Origin of the sequence: Streptomyces sp. NEAU-sy36, from assembly GCF_013423905.1 — a bacterium.
In the GTDB taxonomy this organism is placed as follows: Bacteria; Actinomycetota; Actinomycetes; order Streptomycetales; family Streptomycetaceae; genus Streptomyces; species Streptomyces misionensis.
In genome coordinates this window covers 2,674,536-2,694,557 of record NZ_CP058977.1, presented here as the reverse complement: position 1 = coordinate 2,694,557, position 20,022 = coordinate 2,674,536, and the positions used below count along the sequence as shown (strand labels likewise).

The window sequence follows — 20,022 nt, the reverse complement described above, 5'->3', positions numbered from 1 at the left end:
CCCGGCCGCCGCGCGGCGGGTCACTCCGCCGCCGGGTGGGTGCCGCCGAGTCCCGGGTCGGACAGGTGGAGCCGCTGCTCCGCCCGGTACTGGAGCAGCAGGACCGAGCGGACCTCGCCGTCCAGCGCCGTGTAGTCGTGCGGCCGCGAGGCGTCGAAGCGCACGTAGTCGCCGGGGCCCAGCTCCACCGTCTCCCGTTCCACCCGCACGCCGAGCCGGCCGGCCTGCACGATGGTGTGCTCGGTGCCCACGTGGCCGAGCGACTCCTGGGTGCACCCGGACCGCACCCGCTGGTCGAACACCTCGATCACGGCGTCGCCCGACTCGATCCGCTGGAGCGGGCGCAGATCGACGCCCTCACCGCTGAGCACCTCCGTCTCGGCCGCCCGCACGACGGTCAGCTCGCCGGCCGGCCGGGCGTCCAGCAGGTCGGAGATCGGCACCTGAAGCACCCGGGACAGGCTGAACACCGTCTCGATCGTGGGATTTCCCGTCCCGGACTCCAGCTGCGACAGCGTCGCCTTGCCGATCTTGGACCGCCTGGACAGCTCGGAGAGCGACAGCCCCCGCCGGGTCCTGGCCCGCCGCAGGTTGACCGCCAGCATGCGCCGGACCGACCCCTCGGAGACGCTCACCATCTCACCCCTGCCCTTCCATCTCCGTTCGGTATAGCGTACGGACGTTCCCGGGTCACGTTCGCTACACGGATCAGGATCGGGCATCGTCGGGCGCCGCACCATCTCCGCCGTGCGGGGCCGGGCGAGGGCGCGTGCCGGAGCGGCCGACGGCACCTCGCGACGTGGCCTTTCCGGTGGTCAGTCCCCCTGTGCCGCGAGCACGCGCCGCGCCGCGATCGCCGCCGTCAGGAACGGGCGCTCGTCGTCGGGGAGGTCGGCGTGCAACGCGAGCGCCACGGGCGCGGGCGCGGCCAGTACGGCGCGGCCGGCGGTCACCGTCGTGCCGTCGGCCAGGTGGAGGCGTACCGTGCGCGGGCCCGGCTTGACCGCGACGACCGCGTTGCCGGTGACCACGTCCAGACGGCCCCCCGGCTCGAACGCCCGGCTCTCGCCGCGCGCGGTCACCTGCGCGGGACACGCCGGGATCACCTCAGGGGGTGAGGGCCGTGCCCCGGTCGGCGGCACGGTCGCGCCACGCGGACGGCAGGGTGAGGGCGATCAGCGCGCCGGTGCAGACGAAGCCCCAGGAGTACCCGGCCCGTTGGGCGAGGAGGCCGAAGCCCACGGCACCGACGCCCATGCCCGCGTCGTAGGCGATGTTCCACAGGGCGCTCACGGTGCCGTACCCGGACCGGGGGACCCGCTTGTACATCAGGGTCAGCGTGGCGTTCTGGGTGACGCCGAAGCCGATGCCGAAGAGGGCGACGCCGGCGACGACCGCGACGGCGCTGTGGGTGTACGCCGTGACGAGCATCCCCGCCGCCGAGGCGGCGAGCCCCGGCACGACCAGCCGGGACGGCCCCTTGCGGTCGCCCTGCCGACCGGCCACCCAGCGGGCCACGGTCGCCCCGGCGGGCTGCACGAACAGGGCTACGGCCACCACCGCGGCCGACCCGGAGGGCACGGCGAGCGGCAGGAAGGTCACCACGATCCCGGCGGCCAGCGCCGTGACCGCGAACAGGGCGGCGGGCCGCACCAGGGCGGGGTCGCGCAGGCCGTCGCGGATGCCGATCCGCGGTCCGGCCGTCACCTCCCGCTCGGGCAGCCCCGGCACCGACAGGATCGCCAGCAGGGCACACGCGCCGGCGGCCACGCCCACCGGTCCGTACCCCACCCGGGAGACCAGCCAGACACCCAGGGGCAGCCCCAGCAGCGAGGGCACGCTCGACACGACGCCGACCAGTGCCAGCCCTTCGCCCCGACGGGCGTCGGGGATCAGCGAGGCGGTCAGCGCTCCGCCCGCCACGACCGTCAGGGCGAAGCCCGCGCCGCGCAGCAGACAGACCGCCGTGATCCAGCCGATGCCGGAGTACAGGGTCAGGGCCAGAGCGGGCGCACCGAGCAGCGACAGGCCCGCGCCGAGTGTGACTCGGTGGCCGAGGCGTCCGATGAACCACGGCGCCGCGAACTCGCCGACGACCGTGGCCAGCATCAAGGCGCCCGTGGTCGTCCCGGCACCGTTGCCGCCGGACCCGGAGCGCGTCGCGTAGAGGGGGACGACCGACAGCAGGAGGTAGTAGCTCGCCGAGCCCCCGATCAGGCTCACGAATCGGAGCAGCAACGGGCGTGTGATCAGCGGGGGTTGGTGGTTGGAGCGGCCCTTCGGCGAGGCCGGGCGCCGCGGCTGGGTGGTGGTCATGGTCGGACTCTAGGAACGGACCAGCTCACCGGTAAGCTCCAATTCCATGTCTCCCGAGTGGTCCAATGCGCCGTCGGAACTGCTCGTCGTGCTCGACCGTGACAGCGGAGAACCGCTGCGGACGCAGGTGGAGCGCCAGGTGCGCGAGGCGGTGCGCACCGGCCGGCTGCGGGTGGGCGAGCGGCTGCCGCCGTCGCGTGAACTCGCCGTCGCGCTCGGGCTGTCGAGGGGATTGGTGCAGGAGGCGTACGCCCAACTGCGGGCCGAGGGCTATCTGGTGGCACGGGTGGGCTCCGGCACCCGGGTGGCCGCCGGTGCCTGTCCGCCGCCCGTGCCGTCGTCGCCGCCCGCCGAACGGCCGTCGCTGCTGGCCGACTTCCGTTGGGGCGTACCGGATCTCGGTGCCTTTCCGCTGTCCGACTGGATGTGGGCGCTGCGGGAGGCGGCCCGGCGGATGCCGGTGGCGGAGTGGGACTACGGCGATCCGCGGGGCAACGTGGTGCTGCGGGAGGTGGTCGCCGGGTACGCGCGCCGGGTACGCGCGGCGGCGGCCGACCCGGAACACACCGTCGTCTGCTCGGGATACGCCCAGGGTCTGTCGCTGACGCTGCGGGCCCTCGCGCGCGACGGGGTGCGCCTGGTGGCCTACGAGGACCCCGGCTCCCCCGCCACCGTCCGGGCGGCCGCGGCCGCCGCGGGACTCGACGCGGTCCCGGTGCCGGTGGACGAACAGGGCCTCGACGTGGGGGCGTTGGCGGCCACCGGCGCGCGTGCGGTCGTCGTCACTCCGGCGCACCAGTGGCCGACCGGCGTGGTGCTGGGGCCCGAGCGGCGACGGGCCCTGATCGCCTGGGCGGCGGCGCGGGACGGCGTGGTCGTCGAGGACGACTACGACGCCGAGTTCCGCTACGACCGGGAACCGGTCGGGGCCCTACAGGGGCTCGCGGCGGACCGGGTCGTCTCCATCGGCACCGTCAGCAAGTCCCTGGCGCCGGCGCTGCGGATCGGCTGGCTGCTGTGTCCGCCCGCGCTCACGGACACGCTGGTGTCGCTCAAGCACGTCAGCGACCGCGGATCACCGGTCCTCGACCAGCTGGCGCTCGCCCGGATGATCGAGTCGGGCCGCTTCGACCGGCATCTGCGGCGGATGCGGACGGCCTACGGGGCACGGCGCGCCGCTCTGCTGGCCGCCGTCGCGGAGCATGCCCCCGGGGTGGCCGTCACCGGCCTCGCCGCCGGCTTCCACGCCGTGGCCCGGCTGCCCGAGGGGACCGACGAGGACGCGGTCGTCGCCGCCGCCCGCGCCCGCTCCGTCGGCCTCTACGGCATGGGCGCCTGCCGCGCCGCGCGGACACCCGCCCCGCCCCGGCTCGTCCTGGGCTTCGGCAACGTGGGCGAGCGCGCCGTCACCGCGGGCATCGCCGCCGTCGGCGACCTGCTCACCGGCCGCGGCACACCGGGCCGCGGCTGACACCCGGCAGGGGGCTCACGCCTGGAGGAGCGGATGCCTCCCGGCGGTCGGGGCGCTCAACCGGACGGCGTGCGCGCGGGCCGCATGCCCAGCCACTGCTCGGCGCCCCACGCCTCGAACCGCTCCACCTCGGTGAACCCCAGCCTCGCCGCGAGGCGCATCGAACCGGCGTTGGCGCTCTGCGTGGTGAGCACCACCGGCTCGCCGGGCAGCGCGTCGGCGAGCCAGCCCAGTGCCGCCGCGCACGCCTCGGTGGCGTACCCGGACCCCCACGCCCGCGGCAGGAACACATAGCCGAGGTCGGCCTTTCCCGCGGCTGCCGGGCGCCGGTGTCCCGTCGCCCTCCGGAGCAGGACCTGGCCGATCATCGCCCCGCCGAGATCGACGACGAAGCTCCCGGGCCACCGCTCGGGCACCTCGGGCAATGCGCGCTCCAGCTCGGCACGCGGCCGGGGGCCGCCGAGGTAGGTGTGCACCTCGGGTGAGGAGAGCAGTTCGACGAACGCGGGACGGTCCCGTGCCTCGGAGGCGCGGAGCACGAGCCTGTCGGTCCTGATCGGTGCGGGCGGCCATGGCACGGATCCCAGGTCTTCCATGCGCGCACGCTAACAGGGCGCGGTCAACTCCGTTGCCGCGCGACCGCGTTGTCGTGCGCCAAGGGTGCGGCGGCGGCTGGGGCGAGGGTGGCACGGAGGCGGCCGAGGCCGGTGACGGCGGTCAGGAGGGCCAGTGCCGCGGCGCCGACGGGCAGCCAGTAGCCGGAGGCGGCGCCGAAGCGTTCCACCGCCCAGCCCGCCAGCGTGCTGCCGAGGGAGGACCCGCCGAGGAGGCCGGTCACCGCCAGGGTCATGCCCTCGTTGATCCGGGCCCGCGGGATCAGTTCCTGGACCAGGCCCATGCCGGTGATCATGGTCGGTGAGGTGGCCATGCCGGCGATGAACATCAGGGGGACCAGCGAGGCCATGCCGGTGGCGAGCGTCAGCGGGAGCATCAGCAGCGCCATGCCCCCGACGCCCAGCAGGAACCGGGTCGGGCCAGAGCCGCGCAGGGTGAGCAGCCCGAAGAGCAGCCCGGACAGCGCGGAGCCGACCGCTTGCAGGGCCAGCACCACACCGGCCGAGGACTTGTGGCCCAGGGAGTCGGTGAAGGCGATGGTGACCACTTCGAGGGAGCCGAAGAGCGAACCGGTGAAGAGGAAGACGGCGATCATCACCTGGAGGCCCCGGTTGGCGAGCGGGGAGCGTCCGGCCGACGGGTCGGCGGGCCGGACCGGGGGCTCGGTGCCGCGTTGCAGGCAGAACAGCACGGTGCCGGCCAGGGTCAGTACCAGCGGCGCCACCCGGCCGGCTTCGGGGGCGACGCCGGTGGCGAGCGCGACCACGACGACGGGCCCGAGGACGAAGCACAGCTCGTCCAGGACCTGCTCGAACGAGTTGGCCACGTGCATGCGGTCGTCGTCGCCGTACAGTTCGGCCCAGCGCGCCCGTGCCATGCCGCCGACGTTCGGCGCGGTGGCGGACAGTACGTTGGTGACGAACAGGGTCCAGGTGGGTGCGTCGGTGGCGAGGCAGACGACCAGCGCCGCCGACATGAGCGAGGACCACAGAGCCGCCGGGACGGCCGTGCGGGCCTGTCCGTAGCGGTCGACCAGCCTGCCGAGCAGCGGGATCGTCACCAGGGTGGCCGCGAGGGCGGCGCCGCTCACCGCGCCGGCCAGCGCGTAGGAGTGGCGCACGGCGGCGATCATCACCACGGTGCCGACCCCGGACATGGACAGGGCGAGCCGGGCCAGGAAGCCGGTCGCGGTGAAGCCGAGGGCTCCCTTGGCGGCGAACAGCCTGCGGTACGGGGCGAGCATGTGTCTCCAGTGGGGCGAGTGAGCGCGGACGCGGTCACCGCTGGGCGAGGAGACTCGGCGGCTCGGCGCCGATCGCCGTCAACGCCCCGCCCGGAGACCGGGGTTGAGGATAGCCCCGGGTGCCCGGCGGGCCGTGGTCATTTTTTCGCGAGGGTGGGGGCGGGGGCCGGGCGGGCTCAGACCGGGGGCGGTCCCGTGACCTCCACCGTGGCCGGACGCAGCAGGTGGGGGCCGGTGCGGTAGCCGGGGCGGAGGATCTTGGTGCAGGTCAGCCGGGTGGCGTCCGCGCGGACATGGTGGACGAGGGCCTCGTGGCAGGCCGGGTCGAAGGGGTCGCCCTCCTCGCCGAAGGCCTCCAGGCCCAGGGCGCCGAGCCGGGTGCACAGGGTCTCGGTGATGTCCTTCAGACCCGGCGTCGGCGGCTCGTGCTCGCGGGCGCGGTCCACGGCGTCCAGCACGGGCAGCAGGGTGCGCAGGACGTTGGCCGCCGCGATCTCCCGTACGGCCATCCGGTCCCGCTGCACCCGCTTGCGGTAGTTGTCGTACTCGGCCTTCACCCGTTGCAGGTCGGCCGTGCGCTCCCGGAGCAGATCGCGCAGTCGCGCGGGCTCCGTGTCCAGCCGGCCCTCGTCCATCGTCAGCCCGCCTCCGGCTTGTCGTCGTCCACGATCTCGGCGTCCACCACGTCGTCGTCGGCGGGGCCACCGGAGGCGGAGCCGCCCGAGTCGCCGGGCCCGGAGGTGCCCGTCGCCGTCTGGCCCTCGGCGCGCGACTGCTCGTACAGCGCCGTGCCGATCTTCTGGGCGGACTGCGCCACCCGGTCCGTGGCCTGGCGGATCGCGGCGGTGTCCGCGTTCTCGTCCTTGAGCTTCGCCTTCAGTTCGGTCAGCGCCGCCTCGGTCTCCTGCCTCGCCTCGGCGGAGATCCGCTCGGGGTTCTCCCGGATGAGCTTCTCGGTGGAGTAGACGAGCTGTTCGGCCTGGTTGCGGGTCTCGGCGGCCTCGCGGCGCCGCCGGTCCTCCTCGGCGTGCTGCTCGGCCTCGCGCACCATCCGGTCGATGTCGTTCTTCGGCAGGGCGGAGCCGCCGGTGACGGTCATCTTCTGTTCCCTGCCGGTGCCGAGGTCCTTGGCGGAGACGTGCATGATCCCGTTGGCGTCGATGTCGAAGGCCACCTCGATCTGCGGGACGCCGCGCGGGGCCGGCGGCAGGCCGGTCAGCTCGAACATGCCGAGCTTCTTGTTGTAGGCCGCGATCTCGCGCTCGCCCTGGAAGACCTGGATGGACACCGACGGCTGGTTGTCCTCGGCGGTGGTGAAGATCTCCGAACGGCGGGTGGGGATCGTGGTGTTGCGCTCGATCAGCTTGGTCATGATGCCGCCCTTGGTCTCGATGCCGAGGGACAGCGGGGTGACGTCGAGCAGCAGGACGTCCTTGACCTCGCCCTTGAGGACACCGGCCTGGAGCGAGGCGCCGATGGCGACGACCTCGTCCGGGTTGACACCCTTGTGCGGTTCCTTGCCGGTGAGTTCCCGCACCAGCGCGGAGACGGCGGGCATCCGCGTGGAGCCGCCCACCAGCACCACGTGGTCGATGCCGGACACCTGGATCCCGGCGTCCTTGATCGCGTTGTGGAACGGCCCCTTGCAGCGGTCCAGCAGATCCGCCGTCAGCTGCTCGAACTGGGCGCGGGTCAGCTTCTCGTCCAGGTGCAGCGGGCCTTCGGCGGACGCCGTGATGTAGGGCAGGTTGATCGTGGTCTCCGTGGAGGAGGACAGCTCGATCTTCGCCTTCTCCGCCGCCTCCCGCAGCCGCTGCACGGCCATCTTGTCCTTGGCGAGGTCGACGCCGTAGTTGTTCTTGAACTGCTGCACCAGGTGGTCGACCACCCGCTGGTCCCAGTCGTCGCCGCCCAGATGGGTGTCGCCGTTGGTGGCCTTGACCTCGATGACGCCGTCGCCCATCTCCAGCAGCGACACGTCGAAGGTGCCGCCGCCCAGGTCGAAGACGAGGACCGTCTGGTCGTTCTCCTTGTCCAGTCCGTACGCGAGCGCGGCGGCGGTCGGCTCGTTGATGATCCGCATGACGTTCAGGCCGGCGATCTCCCCGGCCTCCTTCGTCGCCTGCCGCTGCGCGTCGTCGAAGTAGGCCGGTACGGTGATCACCGCGTCCGTGACGTCCTCGCCGAGGTACGCCTCCGCGTCCCGCTTCAGCTTCTGGAGCACCCGGGCGGAGATCTCCTGGGCGGTGTACCGCTTGCCGTCGATGTCACCCTGGTCGGGGAAGCGCCAGGAGTGGTCGCCCATGTACCGCTTGACGGAGCGCGCGGTGCGCTCCACGTTGGTCACGGCCTGCCGCTTGGCCACCTCGCCGACCAGGACGTCGCCGTTCTTGGCGAACGCCACGACGGACGGCGTGGTCCTGGCGCCCTCCGTGTTGGTGATGACGGTGGGTTCGCCGCCCTCCAGGACCGAGACCACCGAGTTGGTCGTCCCCAGGTCGATACCGACCGAACGCGCCATGGCGGACCTCCTTGTCTCGTCGCTCCCCCACCGTGTTCCCCGAACCTCCTTGCCTATAGAGCCTGAATAAAACTTGAGTCGCCTGCTGTCAAGTCCGCGCCGGTTCCGCCGCGCCGTCCGGGGAACCGGCCATCGCCGTCCGCCAGTCGGCCGCGGCCGCGATCGCGGCGCGCCACGGGCGCAGGGCGCGCGGGGGCATGTCCACGGCGAGCGCTCCGGCGAGCCGGTCCCCCTTGCGGTAGGCGACGAGGAAGCGGCCCTCGGCCGAGGTGCCCTCGACCACCCGGGCCTCGTCGTGGCCCCGGAGGTGCCCGAAGGCCTGGATCCTGAGGCCGTACTGGTCGGACCAGAAGTAGGGGACCGGGGCGAACGGCCTGGCCCGCTCCGGGTCGAGGAGGTTGCGGGCGGCGGCCATGCCCTGCTCGGCGGCGTTCGTCCGGTGCTCGACGCGCATCGTGGTGCCGAACAGCGGGTTGTACCAGCGGGCCACGTCCCCCGCGGCGTAGACGCCGGGCGCCGCGGCGCTGTACCGGTCGCACTCCACGCCGTCGCCCACCGCCAGGCCGCTGCCGCGCAGCCAGTCGGTGTTGGGTTCGGAGCCGATGGCGACCAGCACGTCGTCGGCCTCGACCGAGGTGCCGTCGTCGAGCCGGACCCCGGTGGCCCGGCCCGCCTCGGTGGTGATCCCGGTGGCCTTGGTGCCGGTGCGCAGGTCCACGCCCTGGTCGCGGTGGAGCCGGGCCAGATGCACGCCGGCCTGTCGGCCGACGGCGTGGGCCAGCGGGACGGGGGACGGCTCGACGAGGGTGACGGCCGCACCGAGGGACCGGGCGGCGGAGGCGACCTCGGCGCCGAGGAACCCGGCACCCAGCACGACCAGCCGGCCGCCGGCCGCCAGCCGCTCGCGCAGGGCGAGGGCGTCCTCCAGGTCGCGCAGGACGTGCACGCCCGGGGTGCCGCATCCGGGCAGCCGGCGCGGCCGGACCCCGGTGGCGATGATCAGGCCGTCGTAGCCGAGTTCCGTGCCGTCGGCGAGCGTGACCGTGCGCGCGGCCGGGTCGAGGGCGGCGGCGGGGACGCCGAGCCGCAGCTCCAGACCGAGGGCCTCCAGGTCGTCCGGGCGGCGCAGCCGCACCCGCTCGGGCTCCCAGCTGCCGTCAAGGATCTGCTTGGACAGCGGCGGGCGGTCGTAGGGCGGGTGGGGTTCGCGGCCGACGAGGACCAGCGAGCCCTCGTAGCCCTGGCGGCGCAGGGTCTCGGCGGCCGACAGACCGGCCGCCGAGGCGCCCACGACGACGATGCGGCGCGGGGGCGCGGCCGTCACTCCCGGACCAGCCGGATCGCGGCGGCCGGGCAGATGGCCGCCGACTCCCGTACGGCCTCCTCGTGTTCGGCACCGGGTTCGGTGTCCAGCAGCAGCACGATGCCGTCGTCGTCCTGGTCGAAGACCTCGGGAGCCACCAGGACGCACTGCCCGGACGCGACGCACTTGGGCTGATCGACTTCCACACGCATGGTCTGTTTTCCTCGTTTCGCTCGGAGTGCGAGTGCTACCAGGTGACGGGGAGTTCGTAGACGCCGTAGACGAACCCGTCGTGCTTGAACTCCAGTTGGTCGATGCCGGTCGCCAGCGCCAGGGTGGGGACGCGGGAGTAGAGGGTGCTGTAGACGACCTGGAGCTCGACGCGGGCCAGCGGCTGGCCGAGGCACTGGTGGACGCCGTAGCCGAAGGCGACGTGCCGGCGGGCGTCGCGGCCGAGGTCGAGCCGGTCGGGGTCGGGGAAGGCGTCCGGGTCCCGGTTGGCGATGTCGTTGGCGAGGATGACGCCGTCGCCCGCGCGGATCAGCTCGCCGCCGATCTCGATGTCCTCCAGCGCGACGCGGCGCCGCCCGGAGTGGGTGATGTTGAGGTAGCGCAGCAGTTCCTCGACGGCCGCGGCGACCTGCTTGGGGTCCGCGCCGTCGCGCAGCAGCGCGAGCTGGTCCGGATTCTCCAGCAGCGCGAGGGTGCCCAGCGCGATCATGTTGGCGGTCGTCTCGTGTCCGGCCGCGAGCAACAGCACGCCGGTCTCGGCGGCTTGACGGCGCGTCAGCTCGCCGGTGGCCACGCGCTGCGCGGCGAGCATGGACAGCAGGTCGTCCTCGGGCTTGGCCTGCTTGGCGGCCAGCAGGTCGTCCAGGTAGGCGGTGAGCGCCTCGGACGCCGCGCGCACGTCGTCCTCGGCCGAGGTGCGGCGCACCAGGACCTGGGTGTTGCGCTGGAAGAAGTCGTGATCCTCGTAGGGCACGCCGAGCAGGGCGCAGATCACCAGACTGGGCACGGGCAGCGCGAACGCCTCGACCAGGTCGGTGGGATTGGGACCGGCGAGCATCCGGTCGATCAGGTCGTCCACGATGCGCTGGACGGACGGCCGCAGGGCCTCCATCTTCTTGATCGTGAAGGGCGACGTCACCATGCGGCGCAGTCGGGCGTGCTCGGGGTCGTCGAGGGTGAGGAAGGTGGCGCGGATTCCGTCCCGTGCCCTGGTGGCGGCGGTGCGATGGGGGTAGCCCGGGCGCCTGGGGTCGGCGCTGATGCGCGGATCGCCGAGCAGGGCGCGCACGTCCTCGTGGCGGGTGATCATCCAGGGGCTGCTGCCGTCCCAGATCCGCACCCGGGAGACCGGCCGCCGGGCCTGGAGGTCGCGCAGGGCGGGGGGAGGGTCGAAGGGGCATCCGGCCGCGCGGGGCATGGGGTGCTCGGGGAGCCCGGCGGGCGCGTGCTCGGCTGTCTCGGTCATACCTGCCTCCTCGGCAGAGGGACCACCCAACACTCCTAACAGCGTTAGGTGCTTCAGGCAACTTTAGGGAGCGTGGTGGACGCGTCAACGGTGCCGAAGGGTTCGCCGTCGCTATCCGGCCACGATGCGGGCGAGCAGTTCGTCGGCGCGCCGCGCGAGCCCGTCCGGGTCGGCCTCGAAGGGCAGGGCCATGGCGATCGTGACGATGCCGTGCAGCGCGGACCACAGCAGCAAAGCGTCCTGTCCGCCGTCCACCTGGTCCCGGCGCGGCGGCGGGAGCGCGTCCAGCGCCTCCCGCCAGGCCCCGAGCACCAGCGTCACCGGATGCCCGGCCCCCTGTTCGCGGGGCCCGGCGATCCGCTCAACGCCGAACATCAGCCGGTAGCGCCGGGGGTTCTCCAGCGCAAAGGCGCAATACCGCCGGCCCATCGCCCGCAGGGCCTCGCGGGGTCCGTGGTCCGCCGCGCGCGCCCGGGTCTCGCGCAGTTCCGCGACGAGTTTCTCGCAGGCCCGGCGCGTGACGGTCGCGACCAGTTCCGAGCGGTCCTCGAAGTGCAGATAGACGCTGGGCGCGGAGATGCCGGCCTCCCGGGCCACAGCGCGCAGCGACAGCGCCTCCTCCCGGCCCGACTCGGCCAGCAGCCGCGCGGCGGCCGCCAGGATCTCCTCCTTCAGGGCCGCGCCCTCGCCCCACTGGCTCGGCGCGCGGCGCTTGAACGTCTCGGCCACCGGTGCTCCCTCCGTCTGCGCCCGTCGGGTGAAGCTTTACCGGAGGTGGCCGGATCCTGTCCGCCCCTTCGGCGTACGGGTTTCGGCGCCCGGCCGGCGGGCCGGGCGCCGAAATCCCCTCATGTCACACTCGCGCGCCGAGGTGCCGGGCGAAGAAGCGGACCGCGCTGTCGGCCTCGAACCTGGGCAGGTCCTTGTGCCGGCCGCTGTTGGCGTGCAGCGTCTTCTCCGGTGAGGCGAAGGCGTCGAACAGGGCGAGTCCGGACGCGCGCGGGATGTGCTCGTCGTCCCACTGGAGCGCGTACTGCACCGGCACGGTGATCCGCCCGGCGGCCTCGGCCAGGGCGTCGGGCCAGTGGAGCCCGAAGACGGCGGCGGTGATCCGGGGTTCCGCGGCCACCAGCGGGACGCCGATGGCGGTGGCCATGTTCAGCCCGAAGTAGCCGACCGGGCCCCGGGCGCCGATCTCGGGCAGCCGCCGGAGGGCGTCCAGGGTGGCCCGCCACTCCGGTACGGCGCGTTCGGCGAGGTGGGCGTTGTAGCGGACGACGACCGGGCCGACCGGCTCGCCGGTCTCCTGGGCCCGCCGCAGGGCCGCGACCTCCCGCTCGTCGGTGGGGGTGCGGGGCCGCTCGCCGTGACCGGGCGCGTCGATGACGGCGACGTGGAATCCGCCCGCGGTCACGAGACGGTGGGCGCGGCCCACCATGCCGGGCCACTTCTTGTGGGTGCCGCCGCCGTGTCCCATCAGGACCAGGGGCGCGCGGCGGGAGCCGGCTTCGGGCGACCAGAGGACGCCGGGGATGTCACCTACGGTGAAGTCGCGCTCGACGATGCCGTCCGACGACGACTCCGTGGTGAAGTGCACGGAATGCATGAGGTGTTGCCTTTCGGGAGTGCCTTGTGGTCGAGGCGCTCCCGGCGGCAGCTGTGTCAGCCGCCCGACCGTGCCGGAGAGGGGAGCACCCACGCGGATACCTCGGTCATGGGTCTCACCTCCTTCTGCCGTCACACGGTCGGTCACAAGCCAACAGCGCGAACGGGCCCGGGTCCAGCGGTTTTTCGGCGTGGCCGCGCGCCGGGACCCAGCGGTTCTTCCGCGTGGCCACGCCGGGACCGCGCACGCCCCGCGGGCCGACCGGAGCCGCGGGGTACGGCTTCCGGGTCGCTCCGGTGCGAACTCCGGTCAGTCCGACGCGAAGGAGAAGCTGTTCCACTGACCGGCCGACCTCGCGACCTGGTCCGTCGCCCCGATGTCCAGGTACACGCTCTGGCCGCCCGCGGGGGCGGTGCAGTCGGGCGTCGTGTACAGCAGGAGCCGGTTCTGGGTCTGGTTGGTGACCTGGGTGACGGCCTCGGGGAAGCGGTGGCATCCATGGCTCGGCGGGTTCGTGAGGCTCTGCACGATACGTCCGTCGCGCCGGGCCACGATCTGGCCGGACGCCTGGTCCTGGCAGGCGGTGAGCGCGACGCCGAGCAGTGCGATGCCGGTGAGCGCGGCCAGCGACCGTGAAGAGGGCATCCGGGCCTCCTGTGCCGGGACGGGCTGCTGCCTGGGACCTGGTCCCCTCCCCACTATCCGACAGACCGCCCCGGCCCGCCCGGTGAGGACGCCCGCGCCTGGCGGATCGCCTGTTCAGAGGCGTTCGAGGGTCCTTTCGGGTGCCGGTTTCGGCCGGGTGTCGCACCCGGTGTGCGGGGCCCGGCCGCCCGCCCTTCACTGGGCGGAACGCATCGCTTCGAGGGCACGGGAGTCACGCATGGCAGGGCACGGCGGGCGGGGTGCGGCCGGGGCGGCGCTGGTCCTGGCCACGGTCGTGACGGGATGCGCCCCGGGGCTCCCGGGCTCCGCCGGACCGGCGGGCCCGGCCTCCGCCGCGGCGTCCCGCGCCGCCCGGGACGCCGGCGACGCTTTCGCCGGGGCCGGGGCCGAGGCCGAGCGCGGCATCGCCGCGGCCGGGGCCGGGGTGGACGCCAGGAACGAGGTGCGGCTCGGCGCCGTCACCCTCGGTGGCGACGGCCGGGCCGCGACCAGGGTCGTCGCCCGCAACACCGCGGGCTCCGCCAAGTCCTTCGCCGTCCAGGTCGACTTCACCGACCGCGCCGGCAATCTGCTGGACGTGGCCGTGGTGTTGATCGGGAACGTCGCCCCCCGCTCCACCGGCCAGGGCACCGCACGCGGCAACCACCGGCTGCACGGCGCAGTACGGGCGGCCGTCGGCACGACCCTGCGGTACTGACATCCCCCTGCCGCACGAGTGAACGCCCATTCGGGTGATCCGCGGCGCCCGCCAGGCCCCGAACAGCCAAGGAACACGGTTCCATCGGGCATTTCCGGCGAGTCGGGCGATTGGCTCGAAATGACAGGCTTACGGTGCCCTGTCCACACTGAATTGGCGGTTGTTGATCAGGTATGTGCATCAGCGATCCACAACGTTCTCCAGGAGATCGAATGGTGGAGCAGTCCTCCGAGATCGATATAAGCGGGCCGGACGCACCAGCCCTCACCGTGAACGGCGCCGGCCCGGACGGAACAGAGACCGAGAGCAGACTCGCGGATGCGCTGGCCGAGCTCGTCGAAGCCGAACACGTCCCCTTGGACAGCCACTTCTTCACCGACCTCGGCGCCAACTCCCTGGTCATGGCCCAGTTCTGCGCCCGGGTCCGCAAGCGGCCGGATCTGCCGTCCCCGTCCATGCGGGACATCTACCGGTATCCGACCATCCGCAGCCTGGCCCAGGCCCTCGCGCCGGCCGCTCCCCCGCCGACCACACCGGCCGCGCCGGCCGCGCCGACGGCCCCGTCCCGGCCGGCACCGGCGGCACCCGCCGTAGCGCCCGAGCCGGTCACCCGCGCCGGCAGGCTGACCCATTTCCTGTGCGGCACCTTCCAGTTGCTGGTCTTCCTCGGCTACTCCCTCGTCTCCGGACTGGTCACCGCCACCGGCTACGAATGGGTCTCCGACGGTTCGGGCGTAGCCGACGTCTACCTGCGGTCGCTGGTGTTCGGCGGCACCGGGTTCGTCGCCCTGTGCGCGTTCCCCGTCCTCGCGAAATGGGTGCTGGTCGGCCGCTGGAAGGCGGGCGAGTTCCCCGTCTGGGGGCTCGCGTACATGCGCTTCTGGCTGGTCAAGGTGCTGCTGCACGCGAATCCGATGATCTTCCTCGCCGGCACCCCGCTGTACGTGCTGTACCTGCGGGCCCTGGGCGCGCGGATCGGCAAAGGGGTCACGATCCTCTCCCGCACCCTCCCCGTCTGCACCGACCTGGTGACCATCGGGGCCGGGACGGTGATCCGCAAGGACTGCTTCCTGCTCGCCTACCGGGCCCACGCGGGACGCATCCAGACGGGCCCGGTCACCATCGGCCGGGACGTGTTCGTCGGGGAGAAGACCACCCTGGACATCGACACCTCGATCGGTGACGGGGCGCAGCTCGGGCACGCCTCGGCGCTGCACCGGGGCCAGTCGGTCCCGGCCGGCGAGCGCTGGCACGGCTCCCCCGCGGAGCCGACCCGGACCGACTACGCGCGGGTCGCTCCCGCCCGGTGCGGCACCTTCCGGCGGATCTGGTTCGGCTTCGGCACCCTGGCCCAACTCCTTCTTCTGTACGTGCCGTTGGGTGTCGGCGGCATCTACATGCTGTGCATCGAGGTGCCGCTGTTCGACAAGCGGATCGACCCGGACACGGACTCGCTGACCCCGCTGGATCTGCTGTCGGACGCGGCGGTGGTCTCCCTCGTGATGTTCGTCGGCTTCCTGGTGCTGGGGCTGGCCGCCCTGTACACCGTGCCGCGGCTGCTGGGGCTGTTCATCCGGCCCGACCGGGTCTATCCGCTCTACGGCTTCCACTACGCGCTGCACCGGGTGACGGTCCACATGACCAACATCAAGTTCTTCGCGTGGCTGTTCGGCGACAGCTCGTACATCGTGCACTACCTGCGCGGCCTCGGATACGACCTGTCCCGCGTGGAGCAGACCGGCTCGAACTTCGGCACCGAGGTGCAGCACGAGACCCCGCTGCTGGTCTCGGTCGGCAGGGGCACCATGGTGGCCGACGGGCTGTCGATCATGAACGCGGAGTACTCCGCGACGTCGTTCAAGCTGTCGCGGGTGTCGATCGGCGCGCGCAGCTTCCTGGGCAACAACATCGCCTATCCGGCCGGCGCCAGGATCGGCGAGAACTGCCTGCTGGCGACCAAGGTGATGATCCCGCTGGACGGCGAGGTCCGGCAGGGCGTGGGGCTGCTCGGTTCGCCGTGCTTCGAGATCCCGCGCTCGGTCGACCGCGACGCCCGCTTCGACCATCTGCGCGAGGGCGACGAACTGCGCCGCCGGCTCGGGTCGAAGAACCGCTACAACCTGCGCTCGATGGCCTGGATGCTGTTCGCGCGCTGGCTGCACGTCTTCGGGCTCACCCTGCTCGCACTCGCCTCGGTGGATCTGTACGGCACGATCGGGAACGTGGTGATAGCGGGTTACCTGGCGCTGACGCTCACCTTCTCCACCGTGTACTACATCGTGCTGGAGCGCTGCCTGACGAAGTTTCGGGGCCTGCGGCCCGAGTTGTGCTCCATCTACGACCGGACCTTCTGGCAGATCGAGCGGCTCTGGAAGGTCCCCTCGCAGTGGCTGAACATCTTCAACGGAACGCCCTTCAAGAGCCTGGTGTGGCGGCTGATGGGCGTGCGCGTGGGCCGCATGGTGTTCGACGACGGCTGCTACGTGACCGACCGGACCCTCGCGGTCATCGGTGACCACTGCACCCTCAACGCCGGCAGCAAGGTCCAGTGCCACTCGCAGGAGGACGGCACCTTCAAGTCCGACTACATCAGGCTCGGCGCGGGCTGCACGCTCGGCGTCTCCGCCCACGTCCACTACGGCGTGACGATGGGCGAGGGCGCGGTGCTGGCCGCCGACTCCTTCCTCATGAAGGGCGAGGAGGTCCCCGCGCACGCGCGGTGGGGCGGCAACCCGGCGGTGGAGATGCCGGTGGCCGACGGCCCGCCCGGCGCCCCCGTCCCCGCCACGTCAGACGTCAACGCCGCTGCGGCGACCGTGAGTTGAGGAAGGCCTTTCGATGGGAACGCGCGTGGAAGCGGACCGGGAGTTCTGGCAGCGGGTCCTGACCGCCGGGGGTGCCACCACGGTGCCGCGCTGGGCGGCGCGCCCGGCCCCCGGGACGGCCGAGCAGGAGCTGCCGGTGCCGGACGAGGTGGCGACGGCGGTGCGCGAGCTGGTGCGCCGCCAGGGGGTGCCGGTCAGCGCGCTGCTGCTGGCCGCGCACGCCAAGGTGCTGGCCGCGCTGTCCGGCGAGCCGGAGGTGGTGACCGGCTACACCACCGGGGTGCGGGGCGAGCCGCTGCCCTGCCGGCTCGCCGTCCGCCCGGGGTCGTGGCGGGAGCTGGCGGCGGCGGCCGAGCACGCCGAGGCGGAGGTGCTCGCGCACCGGGAGTTCCCGGTGGAGAAGCTGCGCCGCGAACTCGGGCTGGCCGAGCCGCCGTACGAGGTGGTGTTCGGGCCGATCGGCGCCGACGAGAACCACGCCGACGACGGTGTGCTGCACGTGCGCTGGTCGGAGCGGGGCGGCCGGCTGGTGCTGCGGCTGGCCCACCGCACCGACGTCCTGGACGCGGCGGCCGCCGCCCGGGTCGGCGGCTACCACCTGACGGCGCTCGGCCTGCTGGCCACCGACCCGGACGCCGACCACGACGCGGGCAGCCTGCTGTCGGCCGACGAGGTGCGCGAGCAGCTGGAGGGGCTGGCCGGACCGCACCGGCCGCTGCCCGACGCCCGGGCGCACGAGCTGTTCGAGCAGCGGGTCCGGGCGCACCCCGGGGCCGTGGCGGCCGTACAGGGCGAGCGGGAGTGGACGTACGACGAGTTGAACCGGCGCGCCAACCGGCTGGCGCGGGCCCTGCTCGACCGGGGGCTGGGCCGCGAGGACGTGGTCGCCGTCGTCATGGAGCGCGACCTCGACTGGCTGGCGGCGACGCTCGCGGTGTTCAAGGCGGGCGGCGCCTACCTGCCGATCGAGCCGCACTTCCCGGCCGGCCGCATCGCGGCGACGCTGTCGCGCGCGGACTGCCGGCTGGTGCTCACCGAGTCCGGCAGCACCGGCACCCTGGACGAGGCGCTGGCCTCGGTCCCGGGCGCACGGCGGCTGCTGGTGACGGAGGCGTACGCGGAGCCGCACGCCGAGGACGACCCGCGGGTGCCGGTGGACGCCGGCCAGTTGGCGTACATCTACTTCACCTCCGGCTCCACCGGCGAGCCGAAGGGGGCGATGTGCGAGCACGCGGGCCTGCTCAACCATCTCTTCGCCAAGATCGACGACCTGGGGATCGGCGAGGGCTCGGTGGTGGCACAGACCGCGCCCCAGTGCTTCGACATCTCCCTGTGGCAGCTGGTGTCCGCACTGCTGGTCGGCGGGCGGACCCTGCTGGTCCCGCAGGACGTGATCACGGACGTGGAGCGCTTCGTGGACACGCTGGCCGACGGGCGGGTCGCGGTGGCCCAGCTCGTGCCCTCCTATCTGGAGGTCGTGGTCTCCTACCTGGAGCAGCACCCGCGCGAACTGCCGCGGCTGCGCTGTGTGTCGGTGACCGGCGAGGCGCTCAAACGGGAGCTGGTGCAGCGCTGGTTCGCGATCCAGCCGGGCATCCGGCTGCTCAACGCCTACGGCCTGACCGAGACGTCGGACGACACCAACCACGAGGTCCTGGACCGGGTGCCGGAGCGGGTGCTGCTGGGGCGCGCGGTGAACAACGTACGCGTCCTCGTCGTGGACGAGCGGCTGCGGCTGGTGCCGCTGGGCGCTCCGGGCCTGATCGCGTTCTCCGGTGTCTGCGTGGGCCGCGGGTACGTCAACGACCCCGAGCGGACCAGGGAGGCGTACCGCGCGGACCCGTACCGGCCCGGTGAGCGGCTCTACCTGGGCGGTGACTGGGGGCGCTGGCACCCGGACGGCAAGCTGGAGTTCCTGGGCCGCCGGGACAACCAGGTGAAGATCCGCGGCTTCCGCATCGAGATCGGGGAGATCGAGAACGCGCTGCTGCGCGTGGCCGGGGTGCGGGACGCGGCGGTGGTGGTCACCGAGCGGGCCGGCGGGAGCAGGCACCTGATCGCCTTCTGCGCGGGTGCGCCCCGGCCGGACGAGGAGCTGCGCGAGGCGCTCGGCGCGGTGCTCCCCGCCTATATGGTCCCCTCGGGCTACCACTGGCGGGACGCCCTGCCGCTGACCGCCAACGGCAAGATCGACCGCAAGGCACTGACCGCCCTGGCCCAGCGGGCCGCGCCTGCCGTGGCCGAGGCCGGAAAGGCTCCGCTCGGCGCGGCCGAGCGGCGGCTCGCGGCGGCCTGGGCGAAGGTGCTGGGCGTACCCGCCGAACAGGTCGGCCGCACCGACCACTTCTTCGAGTCCGGCGGCACCTCGCTGACCGCGGTCAAGCTCAGCATCGAGCTGGAGCGGGCGGTGTCCCTCAAGGACATCACCCGCACCCCGGTCCTCGCCGATCTGGCCGCGCTGCTGGACGACACGGCCCGCCGGCACGGGGAGCTGCTGCAACCGCTCACCGAGGGGGACGGTGCGGAGGGCGCACTGGTGTGCTTCCCCCACGCGGGCGGCAACGCGGTCAACTTCCGGCCGCTGGCGAGCGCGCTCGCGGACAGCGGGCTGACCGTCCTCGCGGTGGACCTGCCGGGCCACGACGTGGCCGCGCACCGGGAGCCGTTCGCCTCGATCGCCCAGGTGGCCGAGCAGGTCACCGCGGAGATCGTCGCGCGCGGGCTGACCCGGGTGATGCTGTGGGGCCACTCCTCGGGTGCCGCGCCCGCGATCGAGACCGCCCGGCGCCTCGCGGACCGGGGCGTGCGCGTCACCCGGGTGTTCATCGGCGCCCAGCTCCTCGGCACCGCCGAGCAGCGAGCGGCGGCCGTCGCGGAACTCGGCGGACTCGGTGACGCCGAGATCGCGGCCCGGCTCACCGCGGACGGCGGCTACACCGAACTCGCCGAGCTGAACGAGGCGCACGCAGAGCACATCGGCGCCGCCTACCGGCACGACTGCGTGGCCGCGCACCACTACTTCCGCGCGGCCCTGGACACCCCCGAGCCGCCCAGGCTGTCCGCGCCGGTCACGGTGGTCGTCGCGGCCGACGACCCGCACACCGCCGGCTCCGCGGCGCTCCACCGGGACTGGCTGCGCCTGGCCGAACAGGTGGAGCTGCACGAACTCGCCGACGGGGGCCACTACTTCCCACGCACCCGGCCGGCCGAGGCGGCGCGGGCCGTGCTGCGGGCCGCCGTGCCCCTGGCCACGTCCTGAGCCAGCCGGAACCTCCAGACGGG

17 protein-coding genes are annotated in these 20,022 nt (G+C 73.3%); 4 read left to right on the top strand and 13 right to left on the bottom strand.

The window, feature by feature from the left end:
- Positions 1-20: 20 nt before the first annotated feature.
- The 3 genes from HZZ00_RS12455 to HZZ00_RS12445 all read right to left on the bottom strand — a co-directional run bounded on the left by HZZ00_RS12455 (position 21) and on the right by HZZ00_RS12445 (position 2,316).
- Positions 21-638: a helix-turn-helix domain-containing protein gene (locus HZZ00_RS12455; protein WP_180332236.1), complete on the bottom strand. Its 618-nt coding sequence runs from the start codon at positions 636-638 to the stop codon at positions 21-23.
- A 177-nt stretch (positions 639-815) separates the two neighbouring features.
- Entirely contained in the window at positions 816-1,082 is a 267-nt protein-coding gene (locus HZZ00_RS12450; protein ID WP_180332235.1) for an FAD-dependent oxidoreductase, read from the bottom strand.
- A gap of 25 nt (positions 1,083-1,107) precedes the next feature.
- Positions 1,108-2,316, bottom strand: coding sequence for an MFS transporter (locus tag HZZ00_RS12445; RefSeq protein WP_180332234.1), 1,209 nt, complete (start codon positions 2,314-2,316; stop codon positions 1,108-1,110).
- Positions 2,317-2,362: 46 nt separating this feature from the next.
- Between HZZ00_RS12445 and HZZ00_RS12440 the strand changes: the two genes are divergently transcribed.
- Complete coding sequence (locus HZZ00_RS12440) at positions 2,363-3,787, top strand: PLP-dependent aminotransferase family protein (RefSeq protein WP_180332233.1); 1,425 nt, start codon at positions 2,363-2,365, stop codon at positions 3,785-3,787.
- A 56-nt stretch (positions 3,788-3,843) separates the two neighbouring features.
- Here HZZ00_RS12440 and HZZ00_RS12435 read toward each other — a convergent pair whose 3' ends face one another.
- From HZZ00_RS12435 to HZZ00_RS12390, 10 genes are all read right to left on the bottom strand, one after another.
- Complete coding sequence (locus tag HZZ00_RS12435) at positions 3,844-4,383, bottom strand: GNAT family N-acetyltransferase (RefSeq protein WP_180332232.1); 540 nt, start codon at positions 4,381-4,383, stop codon at positions 3,844-3,846.
- A gap of 23 nt (positions 4,384-4,406) precedes the next feature.
- Complete coding sequence (locus tag HZZ00_RS12430; protein ID WP_180332231.1) at positions 4,407-5,645, bottom strand: MFS transporter; 1,239 nt, start codon at positions 5,643-5,645, stop codon at positions 4,407-4,409.
- A 176-nt stretch (positions 5,646-5,821) separates the two neighbouring features.
- Complete coding sequence (gene grpE, locus HZZ00_RS12425) at positions 5,822-6,280, bottom strand: nucleotide exchange factor GrpE (RefSeq protein ID WP_180332230.1); 459 nt, start codon at positions 6,278-6,280, stop codon at positions 5,822-5,824.
- 2 nt (positions 6,281-6,282) lie between these two features.
- Entirely contained in the window at positions 6,283-8,166 is a 1,884-nt protein-coding gene (gene dnaK, locus HZZ00_RS12420; RefSeq protein ID WP_180332229.1) for a molecular chaperone DnaK, read from the bottom strand.
- Positions 8,167-8,254: 88 nt separating this feature from the next.
- Positions 8,255-9,490: an NAD(P)/FAD-dependent oxidoreductase gene (locus HZZ00_RS12415; protein WP_180332228.1), complete on the bottom strand. Its 1,236-nt coding sequence runs from the start codon at positions 9,488-9,490 to the stop codon at positions 8,255-8,257.
- Positions 9,487-9,681 carry a ferredoxin gene (locus HZZ00_RS12410; RefSeq protein ID WP_070028092.1) on the bottom strand — a complete coding sequence of 65 codons (195 nt, stop codon included), beginning with the start codon at positions 9,679-9,681 and terminating at the stop codon, positions 9,487-9,489. Before HZZ00_RS12410 ends, HZZ00_RS12415 begins: the two co-directional genes overlap by 4 nt.
- A 35-nt stretch (positions 9,682-9,716) precedes the next feature.
- Entirely contained in the window at positions 9,717-10,946 is a 1,230-nt protein-coding gene (locus tag HZZ00_RS12405) for a cytochrome P450 (protein WP_180332227.1), read from the bottom strand.
- 111 nt (positions 10,947-11,057) lie between these two features.
- Positions 11,058-11,675 carry a TetR/AcrR family transcriptional regulator gene (locus tag HZZ00_RS12400; RefSeq protein ID WP_180332226.1) on the bottom strand — a complete coding sequence of 206 codons (618 nt, stop codon included), beginning with the start codon at positions 11,673-11,675 and terminating at the stop codon, positions 11,058-11,060.
- Positions 11,676-11,799: 124 nt separating this feature from the next.
- A complete protein-coding gene (locus HZZ00_RS12395) occupies positions 11,800-12,552 on the bottom strand; it encodes a dienelactone hydrolase family protein (protein WP_180332225.1) in 753 nt (250 codons plus the stop codon).
- Between the two features lie 309 nt (positions 12,553-12,861).
- Positions 12,862-13,197, bottom strand: coding sequence for a hypothetical protein (locus HZZ00_RS12390; RefSeq protein ID WP_180332224.1), 336 nt, complete (start codon positions 13,195-13,197; stop codon positions 12,862-12,864).
- Between the two features lie 238 nt (positions 13,198-13,435).
- Here HZZ00_RS12390 and HZZ00_RS12385 point away from each other — a divergent pair, with 238 nt between their 5' ends.
- From HZZ00_RS12385 to HZZ00_RS12375, 3 genes are all read left to right on the top strand, one after another.
- Entirely contained in the window at positions 13,436-13,915 is a 480-nt protein-coding gene (locus tag HZZ00_RS12385) for a hypothetical protein (RefSeq protein ID WP_180332223.1), read from the top strand.
- 212 nt (positions 13,916-14,127) lie between these two features.
- Positions 14,128-16,740: a Pls/PosA family non-ribosomal peptide synthetase gene (locus HZZ00_RS12380; protein WP_180332222.1), complete on the top strand. Its 2,613-nt coding sequence runs from the start codon at positions 14,128-14,130 to the stop codon at positions 16,738-16,740.
- Positions 16,741-16,753: 13 nt separating this feature from the next.
- The gene (locus HZZ00_RS12375; protein ID WP_180332221.1) at positions 16,754-19,999 is read left to right on the top strand and encodes an amino acid adenylation domain-containing protein; all 3,246 of its coding nucleotides are present in this window, start codon (positions 16,754-16,756) and stop codon (positions 19,997-19,999) included.
- The last annotated feature ends 23 nt before the right edge of the window (positions 20,000-20,022 follow it).